This window comes from Streptomyces sp. NBC_01197, from assembly GCF_036010505.1.
Taxonomy (GTDB): Bacteria; Actinomycetota; Actinomycetes; order Streptomycetales; family Streptomycetaceae; genus Streptomyces.
Map to the genome: position 1 here is coordinate 3404903 of NZ_CP108569.1, position 26239 is coordinate 3431141.

General features: G+C 66.0%; 26 protein-coding genes, 1 tRNA gene and 1 pseudogene. 6 read left to right on the plus strand and 22 right to left on the minus strand.

Going from position 1 to position 26239, the window contains the following annotated elements; all coding sequences use genetic code 11:
* Positions 1-130: 130 nt before the first annotated feature.
* Complete coding sequence (locus OG452_RS15470; RefSeq protein ID WP_327296179.1) at positions 131-2398, plus strand: transglycosylase domain-containing protein; 2268 nt, start codon at positions 131-133, stop codon at positions 2396-2398.
* A 137-nt stretch (positions 2399-2535) separates the two neighbouring features.
* Here the strand turns inward: OG452_RS15470 and OG452_RS15475 are convergent, their stop codons facing one another.
* The gene (locus OG452_RS15475) at positions 2536-3000 is read right to left on the minus strand and encodes a GatB/YqeY domain-containing protein (RefSeq protein ID WP_327296180.1); all 465 of its coding nucleotides are present in this window, start codon (positions 2998-3000) and stop codon (positions 2536-2538) included.
* Between the two features lie 77 nt (positions 3001-3077).
* Here OG452_RS15475 and OG452_RS15480 point away from each other — a divergent pair, with 77 nt between their 5' ends.
* Both OG452_RS15480 and OG452_RS15485 read left to right on the plus strand, forming a co-directional pair.
* Positions 3078-4016, plus strand: a complete 939-nt coding sequence (locus OG452_RS15480) for a metallophosphoesterase (protein ID WP_327296181.1) — start codon at positions 3078-3080, stop codon at positions 4014-4016.
* A gap of 113 nt (positions 4017-4129) precedes the next feature.
* Positions 4130-4203 (plus strand) — tRNA-Pro (locus OG452_RS15485).
* Positions 4204-4280: 77 nt separating this feature from the next.
* Here OG452_RS15485 and OG452_RS15490 read toward each other — a convergent pair.
* The 10 genes from OG452_RS15490 to OG452_RS15535 form a co-directional block, all read right to left on the minus strand.
* Positions 4281-5447: a site-specific integrase gene (locus OG452_RS15490; RefSeq protein ID WP_327296182.1), complete on the minus strand. Its 1167-nt coding sequence runs from the start codon at positions 5445-5447 to the stop codon at positions 4281-4283.
* On the minus strand, positions 5447-5635 hold the full coding sequence (locus OG452_RS15495; RefSeq protein WP_327296183.1) for a helix-turn-helix domain-containing protein: 189 nt from the start codon (positions 5633-5635) through the stop codon (positions 5447-5449). The genes OG452_RS15490 and OG452_RS15495 overlap by 1 nt, the downstream gene beginning before the upstream one ends.
* Entirely contained in the window at positions 5632-7077 is a 1446-nt protein-coding gene (gene repSA, locus OG452_RS15500; RefSeq protein ID WP_442810021.1) for a replication initiator protein RepSA, read from the minus strand. The genes OG452_RS15495 and repSA overlap by 4 nt, the downstream gene beginning before the upstream one ends.
* Before the next feature lie 91 nt (positions 7078-7168).
* Positions 7169-7477: a SpdD-like protein gene (locus OG452_RS15505; RefSeq protein WP_327296184.1), complete on the minus strand. Its 309-nt coding sequence runs from the start codon at positions 7475-7477 to the stop codon at positions 7169-7171.
* A gap of 23 nt (positions 7478-7500) precedes the next feature.
* A complete protein-coding gene (locus tag OG452_RS15510) occupies positions 7501-7656 on the minus strand; it encodes a hypothetical protein (RefSeq protein ID WP_327296185.1) in 156 nt (51 codons plus the stop codon).
* A gap of 11 nt (positions 7657-7667) precedes the next feature.
* The gene (locus OG452_RS15515; RefSeq protein WP_327296186.1) at positions 7668-7859 is read right to left on the minus strand and encodes a mobile element transfer protein; all 192 of its coding nucleotides are present in this window, start codon (positions 7857-7859) and stop codon (positions 7668-7670) included.
* A 17-nt stretch (positions 7860-7876) separates the two neighbouring features.
* Positions 7877-8536: a DUF2637 domain-containing protein gene (locus OG452_RS15520; RefSeq protein ID WP_327296187.1), complete on the minus strand. Its 660-nt coding sequence runs from the start codon at positions 8534-8536 to the stop codon at positions 7877-7879.
* A 76-nt stretch (positions 8537-8612) separates the two neighbouring features.
* Positions 8613-9968: an FtsK/SpoIIIE domain-containing protein gene (locus OG452_RS15525; protein WP_327296188.1), complete on the minus strand. Its 1356-nt coding sequence runs from the start codon at positions 9966-9968 to the stop codon at positions 8613-8615.
* 2 nt (positions 9969-9970) lie between these two features.
* On the minus strand, positions 9971-10327 hold the full coding sequence (locus OG452_RS15530) for an SCO3933 family regulatory protein (RefSeq protein WP_327296189.1): 357 nt from the start codon (positions 10325-10327) through the stop codon (positions 9971-9973).
* A gap of 139 nt (positions 10328-10466) precedes the next feature.
* Positions 10467-11246 (minus strand): GntR family transcriptional regulator, encoded by a 780-nt coding sequence (locus OG452_RS15535; RefSeq protein WP_327296190.1) that lies wholly within the window; start codon positions 11244-11246, stop codon positions 10467-10469.
* An 18-nt stretch (positions 11247-11264) separates the two neighbouring features.
* Here OG452_RS15535 and OG452_RS15540 point away from each other — a divergent pair, with 18 nt between their 5' ends.
* Positions 11265-11729, plus strand: a complete 465-nt coding sequence (locus OG452_RS15540; RefSeq protein ID WP_327296191.1) for an NUDIX hydrolase — start codon at positions 11265-11267, stop codon at positions 11727-11729.
* Between the two features lie 9 nt (positions 11730-11738).
* Positions 11739-12116, plus strand: coding sequence for a hypothetical protein (locus tag OG452_RS15545; protein WP_327296192.1), 378 nt, complete (start codon positions 11739-11741; stop codon positions 12114-12116).
* Between the two features lie 491 nt (positions 12117-12607).
* Here OG452_RS15545 and OG452_RS15550 read toward each other — a convergent pair whose 3' ends face one another.
* The 11 genes and pseudogenes from OG452_RS15550 to OG452_RS15600 form a co-directional block, all read right to left on the minus strand.
* The gene (locus tag OG452_RS15550; protein ID WP_327296193.1) at positions 12608-14446 is read right to left on the minus strand and encodes a DNA cytosine methyltransferase; all 1839 of its coding nucleotides are present in this window, start codon (positions 14444-14446) and stop codon (positions 12608-12610) included.
* 179 nt (positions 14447-14625) lie between these two features.
* Complete coding sequence (locus tag OG452_RS15555; protein ID WP_327296194.1) at positions 14626-16353, minus strand: AIPR family protein; 1728 nt, start codon at positions 16351-16353, stop codon at positions 14626-14628.
* A complete protein-coding gene (locus OG452_RS15560) occupies positions 16350-17357 on the minus strand; it encodes a PD-(D/E)XK motif protein (RefSeq protein ID WP_327296195.1) in 1008 nt (335 codons plus the stop codon). The genes OG452_RS15555 and OG452_RS15560 overlap by 4 nt, the downstream gene beginning before the upstream one ends.
* On the minus strand, positions 17354-20176 hold the full coding sequence (locus OG452_RS15565) for a Z1 domain-containing protein (protein ID WP_327296196.1): 2823 nt from the start codon (positions 20174-20176) through the stop codon (positions 17354-17356). Before OG452_RS15565 ends, OG452_RS15560 begins: the two co-directional genes overlap by 4 nt.
* 8 nt (positions 20177-20184) lie before the next feature.
* Positions 20185-21576, minus strand: coding sequence for an ATP-binding protein (locus OG452_RS15570; protein ID WP_327296197.1), 1392 nt, complete (start codon positions 21574-21576; stop codon positions 20185-20187).
* Between the two features lie 627 nt (positions 21577-22203).
* A complete protein-coding gene (locus OG452_RS15575) occupies positions 22204-22611 on the minus strand; it encodes a hypothetical protein (RefSeq protein WP_327296198.1) in 408 nt (135 codons plus the stop codon).
* Positions 22604-22862: pseudogene (locus tag OG452_RS15580) on the minus strand (hypothetical protein); the annotation flags it as partial. The pseudogene OG452_RS15580 and the gene OG452_RS15575, both read right to left, overlap by 8 nt.
* A gap of 277 nt (positions 22863-23139) precedes the next feature.
* Positions 23140-23487 carry a hypothetical protein gene (locus OG452_RS15585; protein ID WP_327296199.1) on the minus strand — a complete coding sequence of 116 codons (348 nt, stop codon included), beginning with the start codon at positions 23485-23487 and terminating at the stop codon, positions 23140-23142.
* On the minus strand, positions 23484-24227 hold the full coding sequence (locus OG452_RS15590; RefSeq protein ID WP_442810022.1) for a GntR family transcriptional regulator: 744 nt from the start codon (positions 24225-24227) through the stop codon (positions 23484-23486). The genes OG452_RS15585 and OG452_RS15590 overlap by 4 nt, the downstream gene beginning before the upstream one ends.
* Positions 24224-24448 (minus strand): hypothetical protein, encoded by a 225-nt coding sequence (locus OG452_RS15595; RefSeq protein ID WP_327296200.1) that lies wholly within the window; start codon positions 24446-24448, stop codon positions 24224-24226. The genes OG452_RS15590 and OG452_RS15595 overlap by 4 nt, the downstream gene beginning before the upstream one ends.
* A gap of 505 nt (positions 24449-24953) precedes the next feature.
* The gene (locus tag OG452_RS15600; RefSeq protein WP_327296201.1) at positions 24954-25232 is read right to left on the minus strand and encodes a hypothetical protein; all 279 of its coding nucleotides are present in this window, start codon (positions 25230-25232) and stop codon (positions 24954-24956) included.
* 77 nt (positions 25233-25309) lie between these two features.
* Here OG452_RS15600 and OG452_RS15605 point away from each other — a divergent pair, with 77 nt between their 5' ends.
* Positions 25310-26065: a GntR family transcriptional regulator gene (locus tag OG452_RS15605; RefSeq protein WP_327296202.1), complete on the plus strand. Its 756-nt coding sequence runs from the start codon at positions 25310-25312 to the stop codon at positions 26063-26065.
* The last annotated feature ends 174 nt before the right edge of the window (positions 26066-26239 follow it).

The following is a 26239-nucleotide window of genomic DNA, read 5'->3' on the forward strand; positions in this document are numbered from 1 at the left end:
AGGGGGACATCGCGCCGGGGGGCTTGATACGGGAGGGCACTGCTGTGACAGTTAGGTGCAGCTTAGGCCAAGGCATGTCCGCGTGTCCGGCGAATGAAAGTGCTCCTTCTGCACAACGTAGGCTGCCCTCATGCCAAAGAAGCGCTCCGGCGGGGGTCTCACCAAGACCCAGCAGGCCGCCAAATTCCTCGGTGTCGCCGCGCTCTCCGGAGCTGTACTGGCGGGCATCGCGCTGCCGGCAGCCGGAGCGCTGGGGCTCGCGGCCAAGGGCACCGTCAACGGATTCGACGAGATCCCCGCCAGCCTCAAGACGCCGCCTCTCAGCCAGCGGACCACGATTCTGGACGCCGACAACAACCAGATCGCGTCGGTCTACGAGCGTGACCGCACGGTGGTCAAACTCCAGGACATCTCCCCGTACATGCAGAAGGCGCTCGTCGCGATCGAGGACGCGCGCTTCTACCAGCACGGCGCGATCGACGTCAAAGGCGTGGCGCGCGCGCTCAACCGCAACGCGCAGGAGGGCGGCGCGGCCCAGGGCGCGTCGACCCTCACCCAGCAGTACGTCAAGAACGTCTTCGTAGAGGAGGCGGGCGACGACCCGACCAAGGTCGCCGAGGCCCAGCAGAAGAGCCTCGGCCGCAAGGTCCGCGAGCTCAAGTACGCGATCCAGGTCGAGAAGTCGCTCGGCAAGAAGAAGATCCTGGAGAACTACCTCAACATCACCTTCTTCGGTGAGCAGGCGTACGGCGTCGAGGCGGCGTCCCAGCGGTACTTCTCCAAGTCCGCGAAAGACCTGACGATCGGTGAGTCCGCGCTGCTGGCCGGTCTTGTGCAGTCGCCGACCCGCTACGACCCGATCAATGACATGGAGGAGGCCACCAAGCGGCGCAACACCGTGCTGCAGCGGATGGCCGACGTCCATGCCATCTCGCAGCCCCAGGCCGACAAGGCGATGGGCGAGCCGATCAAGCTGAAGGTGACCAAGCCCAAGAGCGGGTGCATCACCGCGGTCAAGGGCGCGGGCTTCTTCTGCGACTACGTCCGCAAGGTGTTCCTGACGGACCCGGCCTTCGGCAAGACCAAGGAGGAGCGCCAGAAGCTCTGGTCGGTCGGCGGTCTGACCGTCAAGACCACCCTGGACCCCAAGGCCCAGGCGTCCTCCAATGCCGCGGCCACCTCCCGGGTCAACAAGGACGACAAGATCGCGGACGCGGTGGTGCAGGTCCAGCCCGGCACCGGGAAGATCCTGGCGATGGCCCAGTCCCGCCCCTACGGCCTGGACCCCTCGAAGCACGAGACGGTGCTGAACCTCTCCGTCGACAACAAGATGGGCGGTACGTACGCGGGCTTCCAGGTGGGCTCGACGTTCAAGCCCATCACCGCGGCCGCCGCACTGGAGAAGGGCATCAGCCCGGCGCAGAGTTTCACGACGGGCTCGCACATCTCGCTGCCCGGTTCGAGCTTCCGCAACTGCCAGAACCAGCCGGCCGACAGCAGCGCCTGGTCCGTGGGGAACGAGCTCACCTCGGAGAAGGGCACCTTCGACATGACCAGCGCGCTGGGCAAGTCGATCAACACGTACTTCGCGAAGCTGGAACAGAAGACCGGCCTCTGCGAGACGATCAACATGGCCAACAAGGTCGGTTACATCCGCGGCAACAACAAGCCACTCCAGGCGGTGCCCTCCACCACCCTCGGTGGCCAGGAGTCGACCCCGCTGGCGATGGCCTCGGTGTACGCCACCTTCGCCAACCGCGGGACGTACTGCTCCCCGATCGCCGTCGAGTCGGTGACCGCGCCGGGCGGCAAGCAGCTCCCGGTGCCGAAGTCGACCTGCGCGTCGGCGATGAGCCAGCACACGGCCGACACCATCAACCAGATGCTGAAGGGCGTGGTCGCGGACGGCACCGGTAAGCAGGCCGGGCTGAACGACCGCGACAACGCGGGCAAGACGGGTACCACCGACGAGCGCAAGAACGCGTGGTTCGTCGGCTACACGCCCAACCTGGCCACGGCGGTCTGGGTCGGCAGCGACGGAGCGCGGCAGATCCCGATGTCCAACATCAACATCGGCGGCCACTACTACGACGAGGTCTGCGGTGGCTGTCTCCCCGGCCCCATCTGGAAAACGGCGATGACCGGCGCGCTGTCACCCTCCGAGACGCCCTCCTTCAACAAGGTCGACGTCCCGCGCGGGCAGGGGGGCGGCGGCAAGAGCCACGACCACCACCAGAGCGGCGGCGACCAGGGCACCGGCGGTACGGACAACGGCGGAACCGACGGCAGCACGAACGGCGGCGACCAGGGCAACGGCGGCCAGCCCGGAGGCGGCGGCATCTCGTTCCCGCCGGGCTTCATCGGCGGCAACAACGGCAACGGCCACCACCACAGATAGCGGGTAGCGGGCCGGCGCGGCGGACTCGGTACGCAGCAGAAGGCGCGACAGACGCGATGCGCGCAGAAGGGCGGGGCGCCCGGTGGGAATCCACCGGCGCCCCGCCCTTCTGCGACTTTTCCGACCGCCAGGCAGGCTCAGCCCGCGAGGCGCTTCTTCACCTCGGCGGCCACCCGGCCGCCGTCGGCGAGCCCGGCCACCTTCGGGTTCACGATCTTCATGACGGCGCCCATGGCACGCGGCCCCTCGGCCCCCGCGGCCTTCGCCTCGTCGACGGCCTGCGTGACGATGGCGCCCAGCTCGTCGTCGCTCAGCTGCTTCGGCAGATATGTGGCGAGCAGCTCGCCCTCCGCCTTCTCCCGCGCGGCGCTCTCGGTACGGCCGCCCTGCTCGAAGGCCTCGGCCGCCTCGCGGCGCTTCTTCGCCTCCTTGGCGATCACCTTCAGCACCTCGTCGTCGGTCAGCTCGCGAGCCGACGTACCCGAGACCTCTTCCTTCGTGATCGCGGAGAGGGTCAGCCGGAGCGTCGAGGAGCGCAGCTCGTCACGCGCCCTGATGGCCTCGGTGAGTTCTGCGTGCAGCTTGGACTTGAGCGTGGTCATAGGGCCAAGTGTCGCAGGTACGGTCCCCACGCCGCCCGCGGATTTCGCGGTGACCCGCTGTCTGCGACGATGGAGGTATGCGCGCACGCTATGGGATCCCCCTCAAAGTCACCGCAGGAATCACGGCCGTTGGTGCGGCAGGCATCGCCTATGCCGCCGGATTCGAGGCGCGCTCGTTCCGCCTCCGGCGGGTGACCGTGCCGGTGCTGCCGCCGGGTGCCCGGCCCGTACGCGTACTCCAGGTCTCGGACATCCACATGGTCGGCGGCCAGCGCAAGAAACAGCGCTGGCTCCAGTCGCTGGCCGGACTGCGGCCGGACTTCGTGGTCAACACCGGGGACAACCTCTCGGACCCGGAGGGCGTACCGGAGGTCCTGGACGCGCTGGGGCCGCTGATGGAGTTCCCAGGGGTGTACGTGTTCGGGTCGAACGACTACTACGGCCCGAAGTTCCGTAACCCGGCCCGCTACCTCTTCGAGAAGGCGCAGGGCAAGCACGGCCTCAACGGCAAGGCGCCGGCGGTGGGCGTGGTGCACAACCCATGGGAGGGCCTGCGGGACGGCTTCGACGCGGCGGGCTGGGTGAACCTCACCAACACTCGCGGCCGGCTGAAGGTGGACGGCATGGAGATCGCCTTCACCGGTCTGGACGACCCGCACATCAAGCGGGACAGGTACGCGGAAGTGGCGGGCGGCCCGGAAGCGGGCGCAGACCTCTCGGTCGCGGTGGTGCACGCGCCGTACCTGCGCACCCTGGACGCGTTCACGACGGACGGCTACCCCCTGATCCTCGCGGGTCACACCCACGGCGGCCAGCTGTGCATCCCGTTCTACGGAGCACTGGTCACCAACTGCGACCTGGACACGGCCCGGGTCAAGGGCCTCTCGGCCCACGAGTCGGGCGGCAACCGCTCCTACCTGCACGTTTCAGCAGGCTGCGGCACGAACCGCTACACCCCGGTGCGCTTCGCGTGCGCCCCGGAGGCCACGCTGCTGACGCTCACGGCGAGGCGGTAGGAACCGCCCCCGGGACGGAATCCGGCCCGGCCCGCCCGCCAGGGGAAACCGGATTTCGTCTCAGGCCCCGGGTCGGCTAAAGTAAACGATGTCGCCGCCACGCGAGCGACAATCGGGGTGTAGCGCAGCTTGGCAGCGCGCTTCGTTCGGGACGAAGAGGTCGTGGGTTCAAATCCCGCCACCCCGACAGCTAAGTAGCAGGTCAGAGGGCCCTTACCGATTCGGTAAGGGCCCTCTGGCGTTGATGCGTGTCTATCTGCGTGACTAGCGGTCCTGATCGCGCCTGAAGATACCGTCCATGGCAATGGCCCCGGTCTGGATGACGGGCCGGATCTGCTTCCGGTAGACCTCTTCGGTCACGGCCGTCCCGGAGTGGCCGACGAGGCGGGAGATCTCCTCCAGCGGAATGCCCCGGTCCGAGAGCAAGGACACGAAGCTGTGGCGGAGCTCGCGAGGCGTCCAGTCGTCGGCGTCGATCCCTTCGGCCTTCTTGAGCGCCTGTCGGAAGGCCCGCCGGACGTTGGTCGCGTCGAGAGGCTTACCCACGGCCGACGAGAAGACGAGTCCGTGTTCTTCCCAGCTGTCGTCAGCGGCGAGCCGCTCCCAGCCCTGCTCTTCGAACTGCTGCCAGAGGGCCTCGACGCAACGTGCCGGCAGTGCGAGCGTGCGCCGCGACTTCCGAGTCTTGGTGTCTCCGCCACGACGGACCGAGCGCCACACCGCGATGTGCGGAGGCTGCGGCGGATCGGAAAACGGCTGCCCCTTCAGGAACACGTGGTCCCAGGACAGAGCTCGCAGTTCCTCGGTACGGGCACCGGTCAGCAAGGCGACGACGATGTACGTGTGCATCGAAGTCCCCTCAGCGGCCTTCAGCACGGACTCGGCCTGGGCGAACGTGAGTGCCTTGGACGGACGACCCGCCTGCCCCTGCGGCACGGAGCACAGCTCGACGACGTTGCGCTTGACCTTGTCCCGGGCCATGGCTCGCTTGACCGAACGGTTCAGGCAGGAGTGGACGGCTTGAAGCGTGCGCGTGCTGAGGATCTTGGCCTTGACCGCTAACCAGCGGTCGACGTCCTCTGCGCTCAGATCGCGCAGCTTCCGGGCGCCGAGCGCAGGGATGACGTGCTTCTGGCTCAGATTGGTGCAGTTCTCGACTGTGCGCTGATCGCGGCCCGCCAGACCGTAAGCAAGCCAGTCATTCACGGCGTCGGCGACGGTGTAGTTCGTGGGCGCGATGGCGAGACCGTCCTCAAAGTCCCGCAACACCTCCTTGAGCTTGTTCTTCGCCTCCGTCTTGGTCTTGCCACTCCCCCGCCGGACGATCCGCTTACCGCTCGGATCAAAGCCGAGGTTCGCCGTGGCGATCCAACGCTGTCTCTTCTCGTCCCAGTGCAGCCCACCGTCACCGCGGCTCCGACGCAGGGGCATCAGGCGGCCTCTGCCATCTGGTTCTGGATGAAGTCGCGCACGGCGTCAGCAGGTACGCGGCGAGCGCCGTCGATCTTGATGGACGCAAGTCGGTGTGTGCGCATCAAGTCGTAGACCTTGGAGCGGCCGAGCTTGAGTCGCCCCATCACGTCGGTCACCGTCAACAGTTCAGGCGCGGTGGTGGTCATGCGGCCCTGCCTTCCAGAGGGAGTTGATCGCGTAGGGCTTCGCGGGCTGTCTCGCGGTTGAGCTGGAGGTCGCGGGCGATGGTGGCGGCGAGGGCAGTTTCGCCGGGGCTGTGGCCGTGCCCCGCGTACTGCCAGTCGGCCAGGACGAGCACGGTGTCCGGTTGGCGGTCGTCTAGGCCGAGGGCCTGGCGCTCCTGGGCCGAGCGGAAGTCGGCGCGGGCTTGGCGGAGTTCGCCGAGGGTCGTGGAGTACCGGCGGGACTTGGAGGAGAAGTGGCCGCGGAAGCCGAGCATGTGCGCCCAGGCCCAGAGGCGGCGGTCCGGGTAGAGCGGATCGAGGGTCTTGCATGCGTTGATGAGACGGCGAGCATGGTCGGGTACGCCGTGGCGGTCCAGTTCGGAGAGTTCCCCGATGCGGCGGTCGAGGGTGCCGGTGTTCTCGGCGGCCTTGGTGGCGTACTTGGCGACGTAGGACGCCACGGCCTGCTCGGTGAGGTCGGAGCCGTCGCCAAAGGCGATGACGGGGCGGACATCGAGCTGTGCACCCCAGCGAAAGGTACGGGCTGACTGGTCATCGGCCGCGGGGACGGATACGGACGTGTAGTTGTGCTGGGAGGCGGCGTGGATCGCGTCGGTGAGGAGGTCGACGGTGGCCCAGGACGGGGGCGGGCTGTCTGGTCCGTCGGGGCCGTCGATGCGCATCACGGCGTGGAAGTGGATCGCTCCTCGCTTCTGGAATTCTGCGACCTTGCCGTACGAGAGCCGTGCCGATTCTTTGAGTTCGGCTTGGGTGAGTCCGGCGCGGGCGGCGATCTCGCGGCGGAGGCGGGTCGTGAAGCGCATCCAGAGGTCGCCTGCGTGGTTGTTGAAGAGGACTGATGCGGCGTAGTCGTACGTCTCGGGGTTGAGCGCGGTGCCGAGTTCCGGTGCGTTCTCGGGGTGCCGGCTGCCGCAGCGGCAGGTGCCACGGTCGGGCCGGTTGTGGACCGGGCCGAAGGACGGAGCGGTGAGGGTGGCGAAGACGCGGGGGTGGTCGCGGACGGTGGAGGGGATGTCGCGACGGTCGTCTCCGGCCAGGCCCGCGCGGATGAGGTGGTAGGTGTCTCCGGCGTACGTCCAGGCGCAGGACGGGCAGCGGGAGGCCCGGCGGTTGCCGCAGGCGAGGCGGAGGCGTCCGCCGGGCTCGGTACCGGTGGAGTACTCGTGCAGGGTCTCGCCGGTGATCTTGTCCTTGGTGCGGGTCCAGCCGGTCAGGTGGATCGGGTCGGAGCAGCCGCCGGTGCGGCGGATCTGGTCTTCCCAGCGATCGAAGTCGGGGGCCGAGGCCACCCTCAGCAGGTCGTTGAGGGTGATCCGGTCGCGCAGTGCGTCAGGCACGGACGCCTTTCCGGCGACGGTCCGGACGGCTCGTTCCGGCGCCGGTGGGCGGGTGCGGTCGGTCATGATGGTGCTTCCTTCCGGATCTGTGGTTCGGAGAGGGGCACGGCTTCCGGGCGGCGGATGCTTGGCGGTATCGAGGCCGCCCGGAGGCCGGTCAGCGGCGGTTCTGCGAGGCGATCAGCGAGCGGATGACCAGCGCGCACACGGCGAGCGAGGCGGCGGTGACCGCGACCGCGAGGAGCATGGAAACGAGTACGGCACCGACGACCAGGACCACGGCCGTACCGCCACCGACGAGGGCGACGACAGCGCCGGGCGTGAGCTGGACCGTGGGACGGGCCAGAGCCGGAGTCGTAGGTACCGGGGCCGGGGCGTGATGGATCACGGCGGGCCGCTCGGCGGTGACGGATGCCGCGACGATGCCGGTCGGCGCGGGGTTGGCCGGGATCTTCGGACGGAACATGGCGGTTGTCCTTTCTGCGGGGGTCACTTGACGGCGGTGTTGATCACGGGGGCCAGCAGGCTGTCGGCGAGGAGGTAGCCACCGAGCAGCAGCACGAGCACGAGCCACCACGGCGGGCGGATGAGCTTCAGGCCGAGCCAGCCGACGACGATCAGGGAGAGCCAGAGAGGGACGTGCACGGTGGCCTCCTTCAGCGGGGGTCGCAGCGGTGGGTGCGGGCGGCGAGCTGGGCGGCGGACTGGCTGGTGAAGTCGGACGACCAGCCGCAGCGGTCGGCGGTGCAGACGGCGGCGTGCTTGGTGCGGCCGTGCCGGTCGCGGTGGGTGCCGATCTGCACGGGGCCGATCCGCATGACGGAGTGGAAGTGATCTCGGGCGGGCATGTGGGTCTCCTTGCGGGTCAGGTGAGTTGGGCGGCGATGGCCTCGGCGAGCTGGGGCGGGACGCCGAGGCGTGCGCGGAGGGTGTCGGTGTCGATCTGGGATCCGGTGCGGGCGTGGTGGTCTGCGGCGACCTTCCGGGCGTGGTCGACCAGGGCGGCCGGGACGTTGGGGGCTGGGTCGGCGACGGGGAGCGCGGGAACGTCCTCGTTCTCCGGAGCCGCGACCGGTGCGAGTGCCGGGGCGCTCGGTTCTTCGGCGGGCACCGGCTCTTGCACGGGGGCATCGGGCGCAGGGGCGTCGACAGGGTCGGCCGCGTGCGCGGTGTGGGCGAGGAGCGTGCCGCCGAGGAAGGCGAGCGCGGGCCACCCGGCGACGCCGAAGCGCAGCCAGCCCGGCGGGTGTTGCAGATCGAGGAACCCCGCTGTGGCGACGTTGGCTCCAAGGGAGGCGATGAGCGCGACCACGAACCAGCACCAGGCGAGCCGGGAGGGCCCGTCGTTCCGGAGTCGGCGCCAGGCGGCGACCAGGAGCAGGTCGACGCTGATCGGGTAGGCCCACGCCTTCCATCCGTCCTGTCCGGCGGCGGATGCGAGGTCGTGAAGGTGAGCGAAGGACAGCGCGCCTGCAATCACGGCTTGGACGAGTACGGCGTCCACGCGGACGGTGGGACGGGCCATCGCGGGCTTCTCCTTTCGGCATGGGGCGGGTAAGGACCTGGCGCGATGAGGTCGCGCCGACCGGAGTGCGGGGAGATCAGGCGGTGGCTGTCGCGGCTTTGGAGAGCGACACGGAGGCCGGGGCCAGTGGGGCGACGTCGGGCCGGAAGGCCGCGAGCGCGGGCAGGGCCGGGGTGCGGTCGGCGTGCCGGTTGCAGATGTTCACGGCCTGGCGCAGTGAGGTGTGCGGCGCACGGATACGAGTCCATCCGCCGGTGGAGTCGCCGGATACGGCGATGCCGGGAACGTCGGTGGGGATCTGGATCGCGGCGATGACCGCGTCCGGGGCGATGTCGCCGAAGGCCATGTTGGCGCTGGACTCGTCGTTGACGCGGTGAGCGGTCCGGCCGGTGAGCTGGGCCCTGAGCATCGTGATGCCCTTGCCGAGTTCCGAGCCGAAGCGCTGTCCGCAGATCTCCAGGTAGATCCCTGCGGCACGGCCGAGTTGGGCGAGACGGACCAGGTCAGTGATGATCCGGTCCCGACGCTTCTCCTGGTCCTTGGTGGCGTAGAGAGCGAGCTCAGCGACCTCGTCGACCAGGACCACGACTGGGGTGGGGCGCATGTCCTCGGGCAGGTCCCAGATGTCAGCGGCTATCTCGGCATCGGGGAGGTCGACCGTGATGCGCTGGGCGGTACGGATCAGTTGGTAGACATCCTCCATGTGTCCCACCAGGGCATCGAGCAGTGCGAGCGCGGTGTCCGGGTTGTCGGCGAGAGCGGAGAACCGGCGGGCGAGCGGGAAGAGCTCAACGCCTTGCTTGCAGTCGATACCGACCAGGGCGACGTCATGAGCCGCGAGGCCGGCGACCAGGTTGCGCTGGTAGACCGACTTCCCGGACTCGGTGGCACCCAGGGTCAGCCCGTGCGGAACGGCCCGGTAGTCGCGGTAGTGCACGGCACCGTCCTCGCAGAGAGCTACGGGGATACGCATCGGTGCCTGGTCGGTCTTGGCGGGCATCTGCACCCGCTTGAGAACGTCGTAGCCGGTCATGCGCAACTCGACCACCCCGGAACGGACTTCCCGGGACGTGACGCCGTACATCCCGAAGGAGTGCCGAAGCCGGTCGGTGGCCGCCGAGACGTCGAAAGCGTCCTGGCCGGGACGGAGCTTGAGGCGGATCACTAACCCGGTGCGAGTCGGACGCAGCCGCAGGATGAGCGGGGCACGGAACTCAGGGACGGGCCGGTGGGCGAGACGGGCGAGCGAGAGACGCCAGCGCGAGGGCGGGACGGTGAGGCCGCAGGCGTCCATGACCGAGGTGTAGCGGATCGCGACCCGCAGCGCGGCGAAGGTGACCCCGAAGGCCAGCCAGTACCAGGCGGGGCGCCGCCACCGCAGGATCACTGCGGTGACGACGACCAGCAGCAGCGTGACCAGGAAGGTGGTCACGGTCAGGCCGCCTTGGAATTCTCGCCACCAGCGGCGAGGGACGTGACGGCAACCGCGCGGAAGGCGATGCCGTGCCGCTTCTGCCCGTTGAAGTCGTTCTCCCACGGGCGGGCGATCAGACCGGTGACGGCGACGGGCGTACCCATCATCAGCTCGCCGGAGATGCCCGGCTCGGGGACCGTCACCGAAAGGATCTCCACCTCATCGTTGGCCGCGAACATCACGTCCACGGTCATGAGCTTCGCGCCGCTCTCGATGTCCATGGCGATCTCGCCGGTACGGCGGTCCTTGACCTTGATCGCCGGGGGCTTGGCGACCATCACGGAAGCGCTGGAGGTGTCGACGGGGATCGTACGCACAGAAGATCACTCCTATAGATGTCCTGAACTCCTTCACTCATATACATGAGTGACATGAAGAAGAGTGCATCACTCCTGTACATGAGTCAACCCGCCGCGGAGAAGAAGTCGCGGCGGGCTGTGAAGAGTTGAGCGAGCGTCAGTCGGTCGCGGGGATTCGGTAGCTGAAAACGAACTGGTCAGCAGCCATGAGGGTGTCGCAGACCTCCACCACCCGGCCTTCGGTGGTCTTGGCCTCACGGATCAGATGAACCACCGACGCACCGGGGCTCAGGGCGAGTTCGGAGGCCTCGGCCTTGGTGGCGAGCCGGGCTTGCAGGGTCTCGACGAACTCGGCGAACTCGTGCCCGTGCTCTTCTAGCCTGGCGTAGATCCCTCCCCCGCCGGGGTTCTCGGCGAACAGCTCGGGGATGTCCTTCACGGCATCCCACGGCAGGTACGACGTAGCGGTTTCGACGGGCGTGCCGTTACGGAAGTACAGGCGCCGTCGCGCGAGCACCTGAGTGCCGGCCGCAAGGTCCAGCCGCTCGGCAATGTCCTCCGGGGCCGCCATCGGACCGATGTAGAGGACGCTGACGCTCGGGGTCGCCCCCGACTGCTCGGACTCAGCCAGGTACGCAGCCTTTCCGCCCTGCCGGTGCGAGCGCCGGAAGCGGTCGGAGGAGCGGTGCCGTACCGGGGGCCGCGCCTTGACCATGGAGCCCTTGCCCTGACGGGTCTCGACAAGGTCACTCGCGCGCACCTCCACCATGGCCTTGCGGATCGTGCCGCCCGAAACTCCGTAGCGCTCGACCAGCTCCGACTCGCTGGGCACCATGTTGCCGGGCTTGAGGATCCCGGCCCGGATCTGCTCAACGATCTCGTCGGCGATCTGCACGTACCGAGGTACGGCTTTCCCACCTCCTGTTGCTGTTCCCATAGTCCTTCTCTTCCTCCTATGCTCCTGTACATGAGTAACAGCGCCCAGGAAGGCACGTCAACGCCGCTCCACTCCGTGTCCGTGGCCGGAGTGGTGGTACGCGAGGACGGACGACTCCTGGCGATCCGCCGCGCCGACAATGGCGCCTGGGAGCTCCCGGGCGGCGTGCTCGAACTCAATGAGACTCCCGAGGCAGGCGTCCAGCGGGAAGTCTGGGAAGAGACGGGCATACACGTAGAGGTGGACGAGCTCACCGGGGTCTACAAGAACACAACGCGAGGCATCGTGGCGCTGGTCTTCCGATGCAAGCCGGCAGGCGGCACCGAGCGAACATCCAGCGAATCGACCGCGGTTGACTGGCTCACGCCCGACGAAGTCTCCGAGCGGATGGGCGAGGTGTACGCGGTCCGGCTCCTGGATGCCTTGGACGGGGCGGGGCCACATGTGCGGAGCCACGACGGCCGACGGCTCCTCCACCAGTAGGCGGAGACCATGCAGACGCCGAACGAGCCACGCCGCACACCGAAGCACCCAACCGAGCTGGACGACGTCTACGACTTCCTCGAAGAGGTTCGCCTGCGCCCTGGGATGTGGGTGCGCGGCAGTTCGCTGCTCCACCTCGAATCGATCCTGATGGGCTACCGGGTCGCCCTGTCCGCTCACAGCGTGGCCGAAGACTGGCCCTTCTGGAGTCCCAACGGTCAGGGGCCATTCGCCGAGTGGCTGTGGCAACAGCTAGGACGGCCAAGCCCGTTGGGCTGGGCGGTTGAGATCGAACGCGAGTCCCAGGCGACCGATCAGCAGCCCATCGACATGTTCTTCGGCCTCTTCGACGAGTACCGAGCCGAGCACGACCAGAGCACGCGATAGAACTTTCCCTACTTCATCAAGGCACCCGGCTGCGCTCCGCTCCGCCGGGCGCGCTTCCCGGCTCTGGCTGCGCCCGCGCTCCTGCCTTCGGCCCGCTCGGCGCTGCCGCCGCCGACGCGCGCCCGCAGTGGATAGGCCCGGAGGGCATGAGACGAGAACCAAGCCCGCGGCTTCAAGGGGATGCCTCCGGCGGGGGCGCTCAGACTCCGGGATGGTGATGGCGCCGTTCGCGAGTGCCGGCCGGAGCGTGGTGAGCGTCGTGGGGGCTCCCATCCCGACCACCTTCGACCCAGGCAGAGCCGAGCAGTCGCGGCCCAGGGCGTCAAGGTCGTTCGTACAGTGGCGCGCTCCACCTTGACGCCCTGAACCACGCCTGCTCCACGGTGTGTGGGTCGAAGGCGGACGGGATGGGAGCTGGGGTGAGTGGTGGGCCGAGGAGACTTCTTGTCTCGCAGCTTCGAACTGCGCGTAAGGGTGCAGGCGCCCGGTCGCTAGAGCGTGTTGGCTCGTTGGACGCAGTGCGGTCGGAGCGGACAGTCAGTGCAGTAGGGCGCACTCTCGCGACAGGCAGTCATGCCGATCCGGCGTATGCCAGCCATTCGCAATGGTGCGTTCTCACCCGCTCCTATCAACCTCGCCAGGTCCACTCGGCCATCGCTAAGCCGGTTGGACCGGTCGGTATTGCTGCCATTGACACGCGCAGCTACGCGAAGCTGGCCCTGTCCAACGAGGAGGACATCCTCTTCCAAAAGAAGTCGGTACAAAGAGGCTTCGGCCGCCTTGAATCCAACTCTATTCGGAATCTCAAGCGGCTCCGCCCAAACGACTGACTTGCCAACGAGTGGCCGCAGCCGCTCGAAGGAAGCAACAAGCCTGTCCGTGGGAGCGAGTTTGATGAGGTCCGCAAAGATCTTCCTCCTCAGGGTCTGCTCACCCTTAACGAGATTCATCATGGTGACCTGTGCAGAGCTGATCAGTTTCGAGGAGGACAGGGCAGCTGCGACCGCAGCTTGGACGGGCCCCATCTCATCTCCTGGGAAATGGAACCAAGCATCGGTGGCACGCTGCTTTTCGGTCCAGACTGTCAGGTCGTCGCGTAGGTCCAGCCAATGAGCCCTCAACGGAGCTTTCGACGCGGCCACCCCCGGTGCAGGAAGCAGGGCCTCTGCTGCTGCCTGTCCGAGCATGGGCGGAACCGCATTTCCGATCTGCCGGAAGGCGTCACTGCGCACGCCGGCAAAGCGGAACCAGTCAGGGAAGGTTTGGATACGGGCGGCCTCTCTAACTGAGAGAGTCCGGTGCTGCTCCGGGTGGATGTACCAGTACCCGTCCTTGGCGATGTGGGCAGTGATGGTCCGGCTGAGGTCGTCCCAGCCAAGCCTCTTGTACTTGTCCTTGAAGTGTTTTGTGTCGTAGCGCTGGAGGCGTTCAGGAATGTCCCGGTAAAGGGTGCGGGAGGTCATGCCCTCAAAGATTTCCCGGTCGTCTGGCCGGACGTGCCGGGTCATGTGGTCATGCACGATCCCCTGAGGCGCCTGCTCGCGCATCTGCTGCGCGAAGGTGGCTAGGCTGCCCGGCTCGTTGTACGTGAGAGCACGGCCGCCCGTTTCTCCCTCTCCGATAAGTGGCAGGTCTCCGATGGCGTCGCGGAGCGAAGTCCGCTTACTCACCGGCTCAGGCCAAGAGATCCGGTCGATATCGTTGCGAGCTAGGAGAATAAGACGCTTGCGGTGTTGGGGCACTCCGTATGTCCAGGCGTTAACGAGGCGAACCTGGGTTACGTAGCCCTCCTGTTGCAACCTCTCCTCAATCGTGCGCGTCACGAAGAAGTCGTCTCCGAGTCCCATATCAGGGACGTTCTCCATCAGGACAGCCCGTGGCCTGAGCGCGAGAACTATGTCGAGGTAGGCGACCCATAGTTCCTTGCGGCGGTCGTAAGGGTCCCTGCCGTGCTTTTGCACGAGGCTACGGATCTTGCTGCGACCGGCTCGGCTGAACGGCTGGCACGGAGGACCCCCAGCGACGAGGTCGATACCAGCCGGTTGGAGCAACTTGACCAGCCGCTCCCGGTGCTCGGGATTGCCCAGGTCCAAGTGGAGGCTCAGGCCAGGCAAGTTGGCAGCGTGGGTCTCAAGGGCGCGCTCGTCAGCATCGACGGCCGCCGCCACCTGCCAGCCGGCCTGCTTGATGCCGAGGCTGAGGCCGCCCGCGCCGGAGAAGAGGTCAACGGCCAGAGGCCGGTGGTCGCCGTGCTCCGCAAGCCAAGTCGTGAAGGTCTCCGGCGTACAGCTGTTCTCGTGCGGATCGAGCTTGAGATAGTCGCTCCGCACGAGAGGTACACCGTAGTGACCCCCCACTGTCCAACCTCCGTTTGATAACAACAACGAGCACCAAGAGACCATACATCCACCTGGCCAGGCGGAATCTCCCAGGTTTCTGACCTTGGATTTTCTATCGTCCGTCCAAGGGCGGGGATGATGCTCTGCTCGGCTCTTCTGCCGGCGGCACGTCAGGTGCGGGAAGCCCAGTCCACCGCGCGGACTGTCTCCCAGCATTTAGGCTTCTTGCACCACTCGGTGACGTTTCCCGAGCCGGGGGCAGCCACCAGGAGTGGCCGCACGACGTCGACTGCCAGCTCGGGCACAAGGTCGTCGATCCATCGCGGGAGGGCCTGGGTCCGCCAGATATTGTCCAGATCGACCTGGGTGCCGTACCTGTCGACCAAGAGTGCCACTGCGTAGGCCGTGGTCGGTCCCAAGTAGCCGCCCAGTCTCATCTTCTGGATCGTCCTGCGCGTGTGCTCAAAGAGAATGCGCTTGGCTACCACTTGCTTGAAATGGCCAGCATCAGGAGAGCCGTCGAAGAAGTTGACGACGTCCGTCGTCCAAGCGTGGAAGCACTTCTCCGCGCCCAGACACACGTCGTGCGGGCGCCCAAGGTAGGTGAGCTCATACTTGGCCACATCCGTCTTGCCGAACTTCTTGGCCAACGGATGCTCACGCGTAAACCTTGCCTTCTCGGCCTGTTTCTCCAAGTCGCTCAGGTCCACCTGGTACTGCCCGCGGACACGCTCGTAATACCAGCGAGTCTGACGTGTGCTGCCCTCCGGGGCTGGTGCCCATATCGACCGAGACAGTGCCTGCAGCCTGCGGTGGTAGGGGCTGTTAGCTTGGAGGTCGGCTTCCTTGATCGCATTCTGAGAGTTGGCGAAGCGCGAGATATTCGGGACGAGCTCGTCCAGCATCTCCTCCCGGATGACGGTGATTTTCGCGGGCACCCTGACCTTAGAGAGATCGACGCCCTTCTGCATCATGTGGTGCAGGGAAGCTGTGGTCTGTCCGCCATTGACGATCTGTAGATCGACCAGCCGGGTAAGTACGACTGCGCCGTCCGGCGTTACCGTCGTGTCCGCCGTGGTGACGGTTGCCGAAACTCCGTTGTTGTACGCGAGGAACCGTCCGGGCTCCTGACGCACCGTCTCGCTAATGCCCTTGTTCACCTTGCCACGAGCCTGCAGATACGCGCGGACGTTGCGCTGGAGCAGGCGGCCACCGTGCTCCTTATAGAGCTCAGCTAGGAGCTGGCCTGGCAGAACGGTCAGCAAACAGTCGAAGTCCGCGTCACCCGGCGCACTCAGACATGGGAGAGGCTGGTCGAGCTCGATTACCGTCTCTTCTTCACGTCGCCCCGACGAGGCCAGTCGGTGCAGACGGGCGATATCCCACAGCTCGTAGGTACACCGCAGCCCCTCGGTCTCTCCGGGGGGCATCGACTCCACGGTGAGCCGGGCGTCGGTAAACAGGAAGATACGCACCCGGTTGATGCCCGGCCAAGCCTCGTAAATGCTCTGGGCCATCGCGTAGGCTTGTTCGGTCTCGTCCATCTCCAGATGGAGACCTTTACGGCACTTCTCGACAAAGATCTGGGCCCGGCGCAGGGCACGCTGGACATCGGCCTTGTGGATGGTCTGGGCTTTCCAGCCATGCTCCGCGGTGACGATGTCCAAGACCGATCCGCCGTCGCTCAGTGCATATCCGTACACCTCGGCAGTGCTCCGGCCGACCTGCTTACGGCAGTAGCACGACTCGACGTCCTCCAAGACGCCGTCCTCCACGAGATACTCGCGGAAGACGTCGACGAATGCACCGTTGAACCTGGTACCCACAGGGGAGTCGGTGCGCGCTCGCGCGTCCTCGTATAGATACTCTGCGAACTCCGTGAGCTCGTTCTCGCTCAACCGTTCCCCTCCCCAGGGTGGTGCACACCAGCGCCAAGCACGGCCAAGACCTCGGCCTCCCCGACCAAGGCCTGCCCGCAGGCACCTAGGTCCAAATCGTACGACACGCTGGATATGCCCTTGGGCAGCAGGTGAGGAACCAGCCGCGGGAACTCCTCGGTGACCCGGAAACAGCGGCGGGTGCCCAACTGCCAGCGTTCGCCCTCATAGTGACTGCGGTGCACGTCGAACCACCCGGCCTCGACAAGACAGTTCTCCAATACCGCTCGCTGTCCAGCAATGCCAGGGTGGCCCCGCAGCTCGTCGACGAGATCGCACAGACTCGACCCTGCCTGATCGCTTTGCAGTTGCTGATGGACGAGCGCCAGGTAGTCGAGCGAACCGTCGTTCAGCTGCTCTTCTCCATGGATGCGGCACCGCAGGGGGTTGCGGCGGTCGCCGGAAGCCGTCTTGACCTCCAGGCCCCACGCCCCCCATGCGAAGTCCCGCACGCCGCTCGCCGGCCCCTGCCATCTCGATACGGCGTCCCGGCCACAGGCGGGGAGCACAAGGTCCCGCAGCACCAACAACTCACCGAAGAGACCGATCCGGGCCTCGGGCTTAAGTACCCCGCCCAGCCCCCTGCCCAGCACCCGCTGCCAGGAGGCGATCCTGCGCACCACTGCCGCAGCAGGGGCGACCGACGTGCGCTCTAGGTGATCTACGAGGTCGGCCAGCAAGGTGCAGAAGATGTGAGTGTCCGTGGTCGGCTGGGCCACGACTTCCACGTGACCCTCCCGAAAGAAGCAGGTCAGCCCGTTGGCCATGACGAGCTGCCGGTTCCCGAGCTGCTCGCCGCTTGCGATCACCAAGGCTCGTTCGCGCCCGGGGAACCGCACTTCGAGGAAGACGTCGAGAGGGTGATCGGGCAACAGGCGGCGCCGCGAACTGCCGTGGGAGGCGGCACGCACTCGCTCGATAGCCGCGAAGGACTCGGCCACCTCCTGAGGAGTAATCCGGGTCACTCCTCGCCCTCCTCAGGGTCCTCGCCTGCTCCGGAAAGCATCCTCTGTAGCTCACGCAGATAGATGTCGTTAACTCGGTAGCGCTTCGGGCGTGCAGTGGTGGAGACGGGCAAGGACAGTGCGTAGCCGATCAGCGGGAGTCCCTCAGGCAGGACGCCGTCTACTTGGTCTCCTGGGTCCACTGGATAGACGAGCAGAAGGCCCTCGCCCGGATCCCGACGACTGCGAATAGCATGGCCGCTAGCCCGTGAGGGCGTCCTACTGGCCACCCCCGCGCCCCCCGCAACGCTCGTCGGCTGTCGGTAGGCATCCGCGGGCAGGCCGATGGCTTCATGAACCGGGCTCACCAGCACACCCACCTGGTAGTCGGTGCCAGCCCGGATGGTCTCCTGTAGGCCAGCTAGCTTGCGCTTCACCATCCGCAGTTCTCTGCCGTCGAGCGTGAAGCTGCGCGGCGCATTGCCCGTCGTCACCGCAACGGTCCACCGGGTTAGCTCACCAAGGGTGTTCTGCCGGGAGATGTAGTCGACGAGAGTCTGTGGATTGGCTTGCAGGGTGCGGGGCGAAGCGGCAAACCCGTCGAGGAAGCGCAGCACGGTCGATGCCGGCACGCCCTGACGGAAAAAGCCCTGCGCCCCGTGCCGTAGCGGCTGAGATACCCCATCGCAGCCCTCCACTGCGGTCACAAGCCGCTCCAGGCGCGCATAGTTGTCCCGCATGGCCTGCTCGTTTGTGCGCATATAGAGGGTCTCCGGCCTTTGCCCGGAGGAGCACAGTGACACTGTGGTGGAGTTGCGCATCTTGGCCGCTGCGGTGACCTGCAGGTGCTCATAGCCGTCGTGGACACGCAGGCCCACGTCCTTCGGCTTGCGGCCGGTCTCAGCCAGGTAGGACACAAGGTCCATCAGTTCTCGGTTGGCCCGGGTTACGTGAACATAAGAGTCCACCAGGTCTTTGGTGGTGTAGAGCCGGGTAACGTCCAAATAGCCGGGCCGGTAGCCAAACCAGCGCCCCATCTGCATGAGCGTGTCGTAGGTCTTGGAGGTCCTGAGGTAGTAGGAGACTGTCAGCCCCTCCAGCGTCAGGCCGCGCGAGAGCTTGTCGCCGCCGACCGCAACCACGGTCGCTGGTGTGCTCGCCTCATACTCCAAGACATCGGCGGCATCGCCGTTGATGGTCTTCACGCCAGCGGCGCACTCAGAGAGGACCCCCGCGATCACCGATTCGACCTGCTTCCAGGCCACCGCTTCGCCCACTAGGCCGGGAAGATCGCTGCGCTCCGCGAGCTCCGTGTACGTGGGAACGAAATCGCTCTCCCACAGTTCCCGCAGGCGCAACTGTAGAGCGGATCCCGCGGACCCCCGGTCCCCCCAGAGGTTCTCCATCCCGGTCAAATGAGCCGTCAGCTGCTGGGCCACCGCGACCTGAACCGCCTTGAACCGGGTGACGTGCACGAGCATCGTGTTGTGGCCTGGCCGGCTGCCGAGGTACTTGGTTCGGGCCTTACGCACCGCTGTAGCCAGCACGAACGAATCCAGGGCGTGCCGCAGCGAATCGGGCAGCAACCGGTGGAGCTGATGCTCCTTGCCGTGGTTGTCAGGTATCCATAGCTTCTCGTCGGCCACCGCCCGGATGACCGGAAGAGGATCACGAATAACGTCCGCGGACGCATCGTCTAGCCCGAAGACCACCTCGGGGCCGCAGTAGTTGGTCGGCGGGCGTAGAGCCACCATGAAATTGCGGGGAAAGAGGTCGTCCTTGAAGTCGGGGTGATTGGTCTGGTCATTTATGAAGATGTTTGCGAAGGGCGTGGCTGTGTAGCCGACGTAAGCGCGCTTTTCAAAGAGGTTCAGCAGGTCACGGATGCATTGGTTGATCCGTGTCGGATCGTGCTCCGAGTCGCTGGCGCTCTTTCCCCTGCGCGGCTTGCGGGTGTCCACCGAGGCGTAGTCGGCCTCGTCGTCGATCAGCAGCAGCGGCAAGTCCCTGATGAGCTGACGACCATCGTCCTGCGTGGCAGTGAAGTTCCCCAGCCAGTCCCGCAGATTCTCCAGGATACGGGCGTTCTTCTTGACGACGGCCAGCAGGCGCACACGACGTGGATCCACCGGGGTGCTCTCAAAGACGCTCGCACTGAAGTCTTTGTCCCGGGTCGTGATCGACAGACACAACGGCGGGTTCTTCAAGTTCAGGTTCCCGACCCCGATATAGGTGGAGTCGTTGGTCTGTTGGCGCGTGAAGCGGCTGTTGAAGCCGAGGAACTCCAGGTCCAAGCGGGCCTGTGTCTGGTGACGGAGGCTCTCGTGAGCACCGGTGAGAACGACTACGACCTGGTAGCCAGCGTCGACAGCCTTGCAGATGAGACCGGTGTAGTTCGCCGTCTTGCCCGACTGTACTTGCCCGTAGGTCAGGCCCTTCACAGACCATTCGCCCGGTCGCTCAGGACTTTCCAGCAAGGAGAGCACCGTATTTGTGGAGTCGTTGAGTGCCTCCACTGTGGGAGGCTTCCATCCCGAACGGTGCGTCAGCCACGTCCTGTACCGATCCCAGTAAGCCCACTCGATCTTCTCTTGGCGATCGGTCAGCCATTGCTGGTGATCGTACGGGTCCTCAACATAGACCGCAGGGGGCACCCATACTTCGAACCGGGCCTCCAGCTCACGGGCGATCTGATTGGCGGACACGTCCTTTCCCGTCGCGGCCAGCATGATCCGAACCGTCTCCGCGATGCTCCTGAGCATCTCCGGCGTACGGTTCGACTTCTCCGTCTCCAGCAGCATTGCCTCAGCCGTGCGCAGAGCGAGTGTCAGGGGATCCATACTCATCGTCATACTCCCGGGCTCATCTGGCCGACGATCTCTGCGACCAAGTCGGGGAATCGGTTAAATGGCTCGACAGACCCCAAGGCGCGAACGGCAACAGCCCGAGCGTGCGCATCGTCAGGCAGAGCCGCAAGCATGGCCACCAGGTCGGCCCTGGCTTCGGCTTCCTCGACTCCCTCCAACGCTGCTTGAGGCATGCGCCCCGGGTCGTTCTCAGCCTCGATGGCGATCACGCCGACCGGCAGGGTCCGCTCCACCAACCGGAGGACGGCCTCGATCGGTGCTGTCCCACTTGCGACCAGAGCGGCTTGGACAACAGGATGCTGACGGTTGACCAGATACCGGGAAGTGCCATTTCTCCGCTCCTGTATCCACCCGAAGGTGAGCTCACGATCACGTCCCTGCCGTCCTGCAGCGGTTGTGACCCTCCGGCGGAACACAGCGACCGACGCCGAGCGGGCTGAGGCAGCGAGTCTGGCGAGATCCTCCTCGATGCCGGCAGGGGGGTGCACCCGGGACTTGCGTACATCCACTTGCCAAACGTGGTCGGACGCGGGGTCCATGGAGACCTCAATCCTCGCCAGGCGGGTCTGCGGCGCTATGACCATGTCGGGCATACCGAGCCAGCCGCCTGCCGAAACCATCCTGTCCCCACGGTAGACATAGAAGCCTTGTTGGGCGTTCCAGCCGCGCGGCCCCGCACCGTCTTTGATCTCGGCCTCACTCAGTCGGGACGGGTGGGGCAAGACGTACGGAATGACCTGGACCAGCCCTCCGGCCTCCAGCCGCTCAGTTCCCAAATCCTGCGTCGCCATGTGCTGGCGGCAGAATGGGTCCCATGCGGTCAACTCATGCCCACCCACCACGAGGCGGAGCCTCCCACGGGCGATGTAGCGGTGGAACCACATCCGCAGTCGATTGCGGCTTTGTCCTAGCTTCCGGGCCAGTACCGGTCCTTCGCCAGCGTGATCGAGCCGCCTCCACAGCACCATCGTGCCAGTCCCAACGAAGCCGATCCTCTGCGCGATGTCGGTGGCTTCGCTGTCAGCGACGACACGGACGCGCCAGTCGTCAGTGGCACGGACCAGGTCTATATCCCAGGTTCGACACGCGAGACCGTCGGACGTGCGGGATAGCACCGTGAGCACGCGGCACTGCGACAGGGATGCCGTCTTCAGCCCAAGCCCGAAACGCCCCAGATCACCTGTCTGCCGTTCCGCCGTCGGTCCGCTTCCCCCGAAGCGGACTGCTTCATGAAGCCTTATTTCCGTCATGCCGTCGCCATCGTCGACGACTGCGACCCAGCTCGCACCCTTATCGGTGTTGAATTCCACACGCACTTCACGGGCTGACGCAGCCAAGCTGTTGTCGACGAGATCGGCAAGCGCAGTAGCCATGTCGTAACCGAATGCCCGGAGAGAGTCCATCAGCGCTGAGGCGCGTGGTGCCACTACCGCTTCAGTCTCATCGCACACAGTGATCCCCCAACACTGCTCCAAACATGTCCCGTTGAGCAGACTAGGCGATCAAGATGCGACTGGCCGACGTTCCAGCGAGATCGTAAGACACGAACATGCCCACCCGGATAGTGGCTGCAACCATCGATCCGTGACCACGTGAAGGGTCGTTGCCCGCTGAGAGTGCCTGCGGGCGCCGCCCAGACCGACGAACGTGTCGCTGGCCTTGCCCGACGCAGGGGAGGGGTGACGGCCTTCGGCAGCCAGCGGTTATCGAAGAACGTGGTGAGGCCTGCCACCGCGCGGTTGGTCACGGCGTGGCCTGCGGGGGTGAGGTAGTCGGCGCCCTCCGGGGCACCGAACCACGCCCCCCAGTCGATCGCCCGACGGCCCTGATCGATCGCCCGCCATATCTCTTCGTCGCGAGGGTGCATGCCCGACATCATGAAGGACTCGCAGACTGGGTCGCGTGATTTTCCTGAAGCACCGTGGACAGCAGGGATGGCCGCTGCTGGTTCAACCGTGCTGAGGAGGCCCTCTCGGGGCCCCTGACAGCTTGCCGAGCGGTCAGAAATTGAAGACCCGCTTGGATTTGGACGGCAAGTCATTCGGCGTGCCCTCGTACGTGCCGAACCCGTCGCATCCAGGGCACTTCTGCATGCTTCCCACGTTCTCGTCTGGGCCGTTTGGGACGAATACTTCAGCACTCCCTACGCAGTCGTCGCACTCGAACCAAATCTCTTCGGGGTCATCAGAATTTATGTCGAGCATCACGCAATCGTGACAGACCTCTGCTCGATATTTCCCGTCATAGATATTCTTCCCGTATTCGGGGTCGAAAATCTTTCGCGCCTTTGCTTCATCGAAAGGCTCGCCGCACCTGGCACATTTTTTCATGCGCGGCATGATACCGGTCCGCGTGACCGACTGACAGGCAATCGGGTTGAGGGTTGTCCCGCTAGTGATCTCAGGCATGCTGCTCATCGGCTGTCGGTACAGATCCGGTGAGGGCGAGGTTGTGGAGGCGGGCGATGCCGAGCAAGGCATGGTGGACGCGCCACCCTTCAGGCGGCAGTCGCGGAAAATCTTCCAGGTCTTCATGCGGTCGAAGGTGCGTTCGGCTATGGCGCTTATTTACGGTGGGAGACGTTGCAGCCCCTCTTCCAGGCCGATAGCTCAACCTGGCCGCTTTCTCGGCGGTGCGGGATGACCAGGCCTTCGGCAGGGACCCTGGTCAGGGACGCCTCGGACTACCGGCGGCCATTCGCGGATCGGCGACAGCCGACATCTAAATCTGACATCAACGACGGTGGATGACAGCAGTCCTGTGCGGCCCTTCGTGGTGTCCGCGAGCTGGCGTGTGCCCTCGTTGGTTGTGGTCCGGGCGAACTTACAAAGCAGATGTCGGCGGTTCAAAGCCGTCCACGCCCAGCAACGCAGTGACTCCCAACCGATCATGGTTGGGAGCCACTGGCCCTTCTGGGATCAACGGATCGGTTGCTTCTACCCGAACGCCGCCGCCGGCAGATGTGGCCCTTTGTTGTCTTCCTCACCAGTGCCGAGCCCCGGCACCGACAAGCGATGACCGCGGCTGATTGCCACCCGGAGGACGTCGCGCAGGGCTCCTGCGAGGGACGCCGCCAGCAGCCTCAGTTCTTCCAGTTCCGCTGACCCATCCCCGAGAACTTCCGGCGCGTGCTCCAGAAGTTCATCTGCCAGGCCAAGTTGTACCGCTTCGGTGCTGTCAGCCAGGCGGGACAGGTAGCTGTCGCCGTCGTCGGCACTCAGGTAACACGGCTTGCCCTCGGGGCCCGACCATGGGAGGAGTCGCAGCTCGTTATGGGTGATCATCTTTCCGTTCCCCTCTCTTCGGTCGTCGTGAGGCTGGTGAACAGGGCGTCTGCGCGGTCGCCGGGAAGCACCAGGAGCGCCGCCTCGACGACGCGTCCCGTGGTGTCGGCCGCCAGGCGAGTTATCGCGAGAACTGGAAGGGCCGAGCTGATTCGGAGAGTCGCTGCTTCCGATGGTGTCGGGAAGCGCGCGGTGACCTGTTCTTGGACCTCGGCCAAAGGCGGGCGGAGTTGAGCAAGCCGGGAATGGACCGCCTCGCGCCAGAGGGACTCGTCGTACCCCTCAACGGGCGCCAGGTCGCGAGGAACGTAGATGTGGGCCAGGCTGTGCGGTGAGTTCCCGTCGTGGCAGAGGCAGAGGAATTCCGTCAGCGGACTGCTTGCCGGCACGCGCAGGAGACTGGCCAGATTTCCTCGCGCTTGAAGCTGGGTGGCGCGGACGGTGATGCGGAGGGGCGCCGGGGTCGCTGTTGCCATATCTGAGGTGCGACCGCCCCCGACGTACGTGATTCTGTGCAGGGGGTACCGGACAAAGTTCCCCTTGCCGTGGATCTTCTCCACAAGCCCTTCTCCTTGGAGGACCGCGAGGGCACTCCGCAACGTTGGCGTGCTGACCGTGTAGCGAGTGGCGAGCTTTGCCTCCGAGGGGAGCCGTTCGCCAGCTTTGATGCGGCCGGTCGAGATCTGCTTCCGGAGATCGTCGGCGATGACCTGACGGCGGGAAGCCACGGACACCGTCACCACCTTCCCGACATCCGCAGGGCGACGAGCCGGGTCCGCGAGTGCATGGTGAACAGTTCGCCGGACTCGAAGCGAAGCTGCTTTGCGGATCGCGGCAGTTGGAAGATGTCGGCCACGCGGCATGGTTGGCCGCCGATCTGAATGACGTCGCCGCGCTGGACGCTGGCCGAGGTGATCTCGACGTTGGCGGCGATACTCCCGCTGGGCGACCGTCTCCTCACGTGGCCACCTCCCTCGGGGTGGTCGGGACGACGGTCGGGTGGCAGGAGCAGTCGCACGCTTCGTAGATCACGGGGACTCCGACCGGTGCCAGGGCCGGAGAGGAGTGCGCGCATTCACGGTGAGTACCGATCGAGCACGAACTCGACTTGTAGGGGGCCGGCTTCATCGACACACGTGGCTGGTGACGAGTCGGCATCAGGGGGCCTCCGCCGCGATAAGCCGGGTGCGGGGAAGGGAGGCGGGCAGTACAGCTGCCTGGTGTCGCCGCCTCCGTTTCTCACTGGCCAGCACATAGGGGCGGACAAGCTCCGTCTCCTCCCCGGCGAGAACCTCGGTGTGGGCTTGGGGCCGCCCTGTCGGCAGCGAGGGCGGATTGAAGGCGCTAAGGTGCACGACTCTCGTTCGGGTGGGCGTTAAGGGGTGGCTGTGCAGACTCTTCGAGAGGCACCGCTCACTGGTGCGTGAGAGGGCACGGCGGATACGGTTGAACACGCTGATCAGCTCCTATCGCTGATGGCCAGGTCCCCGGACATCGCCCGTCGCGGGGACCGTTCTGCGTACGGCGGCCCATAAGGTGCGGCCGTTCACATTGCTGGCGAGAAGGCCGAATCGACCGGCATCCGCCACCACTTCCAGGACCTCCCTCCACGAGCCGGCCGGGAAGTCGTCCGGCACCTCCACTTCGATCGACGTGTGTCGCGCGTGCTGTTCCACGCGCGGGGTGAGTCCGGCGGCGGACAACCGGGCGGCGATGTTCTCGGCGCTCAGTTCGGAAGCGGGCACAGGTGTCTCCGTCGCCAGGCGATCACAGTACGTGAATCTAGTTAACTAGGTTAGAGCTAGTGGACTAGATTTTCCATATGCCTGAGCAGCCGCCCTATCTCCGCATCGCCGACACCCTTCGGCAACGGATCGCGGACCACGAGTGGACGCCGGGTGACCGGCTGCCCTCACGCGCCCAGATCGCCCAGGAGTGCGGCGTAGGCGAGAACGTGGTCCGGCGGGCTCAGGAGCTACTGATCTCCCAAGGGGTTCTGGAGGGTCGTGCCGGTTCTGGCACATACGTCGCCGAGCCGCGCCAGCGCGTTCGAGTGGTCCGCTCCACGGCGCGCGAGCAGCGCGGCGGTTCCCCGTTCCGCGCGGATATGAGGGCCGTGGGCAAGCAGGGGGACTGGGAGAGCAGGACCGAGGCCAAGGTCCCCGCACCGACGGACATCGCGGCGCGGCTCGGTATCGCCGAAGGTGAGCTGTGCGTCCGCACCGTGTACGAGTTCCTGGCCGACGCCAGGCCGGTGCAGCTGTCGACGAGCTGGGAACCATACGACCTCACTGCCGGCACGCTCGTCGTCCTCCCCGAGGGCGGGCCGCACGCCGGGGCGGGCGTCGTGAACCGCATGGCCGAGATCGGCATCACTGTCAGCCACGCGGTGGAACAGCCGGAGCCACGGCAGGCGACCACCGAGGAGGCATCACTCCTCGGCATCCAGAAGGCCGCACTCGTCACTCACATCCGACGGACGTACTACAGCGACGAGGGACGGCCCGTGGAGACTGCGGACATCATCGTGCCCGCCGCTCACTGCGAGATCGTCTACGAGATCCCCATCGATCGTTAGCGGGGGCTGAGCGGCTGGCAACCCGATGTTGCAGCCCGGTCGATTAGAGCGGAAGCCGAATCTGCACTGCACCGGCCAGACGGGCCCAGGAGCACAGGGCCTGCCCCTGCCTACCGCCGACCCGCCCTGGAAGAGTGTTGGTACGCCCCTCTTGGGTCAACTTCACACCGAGCC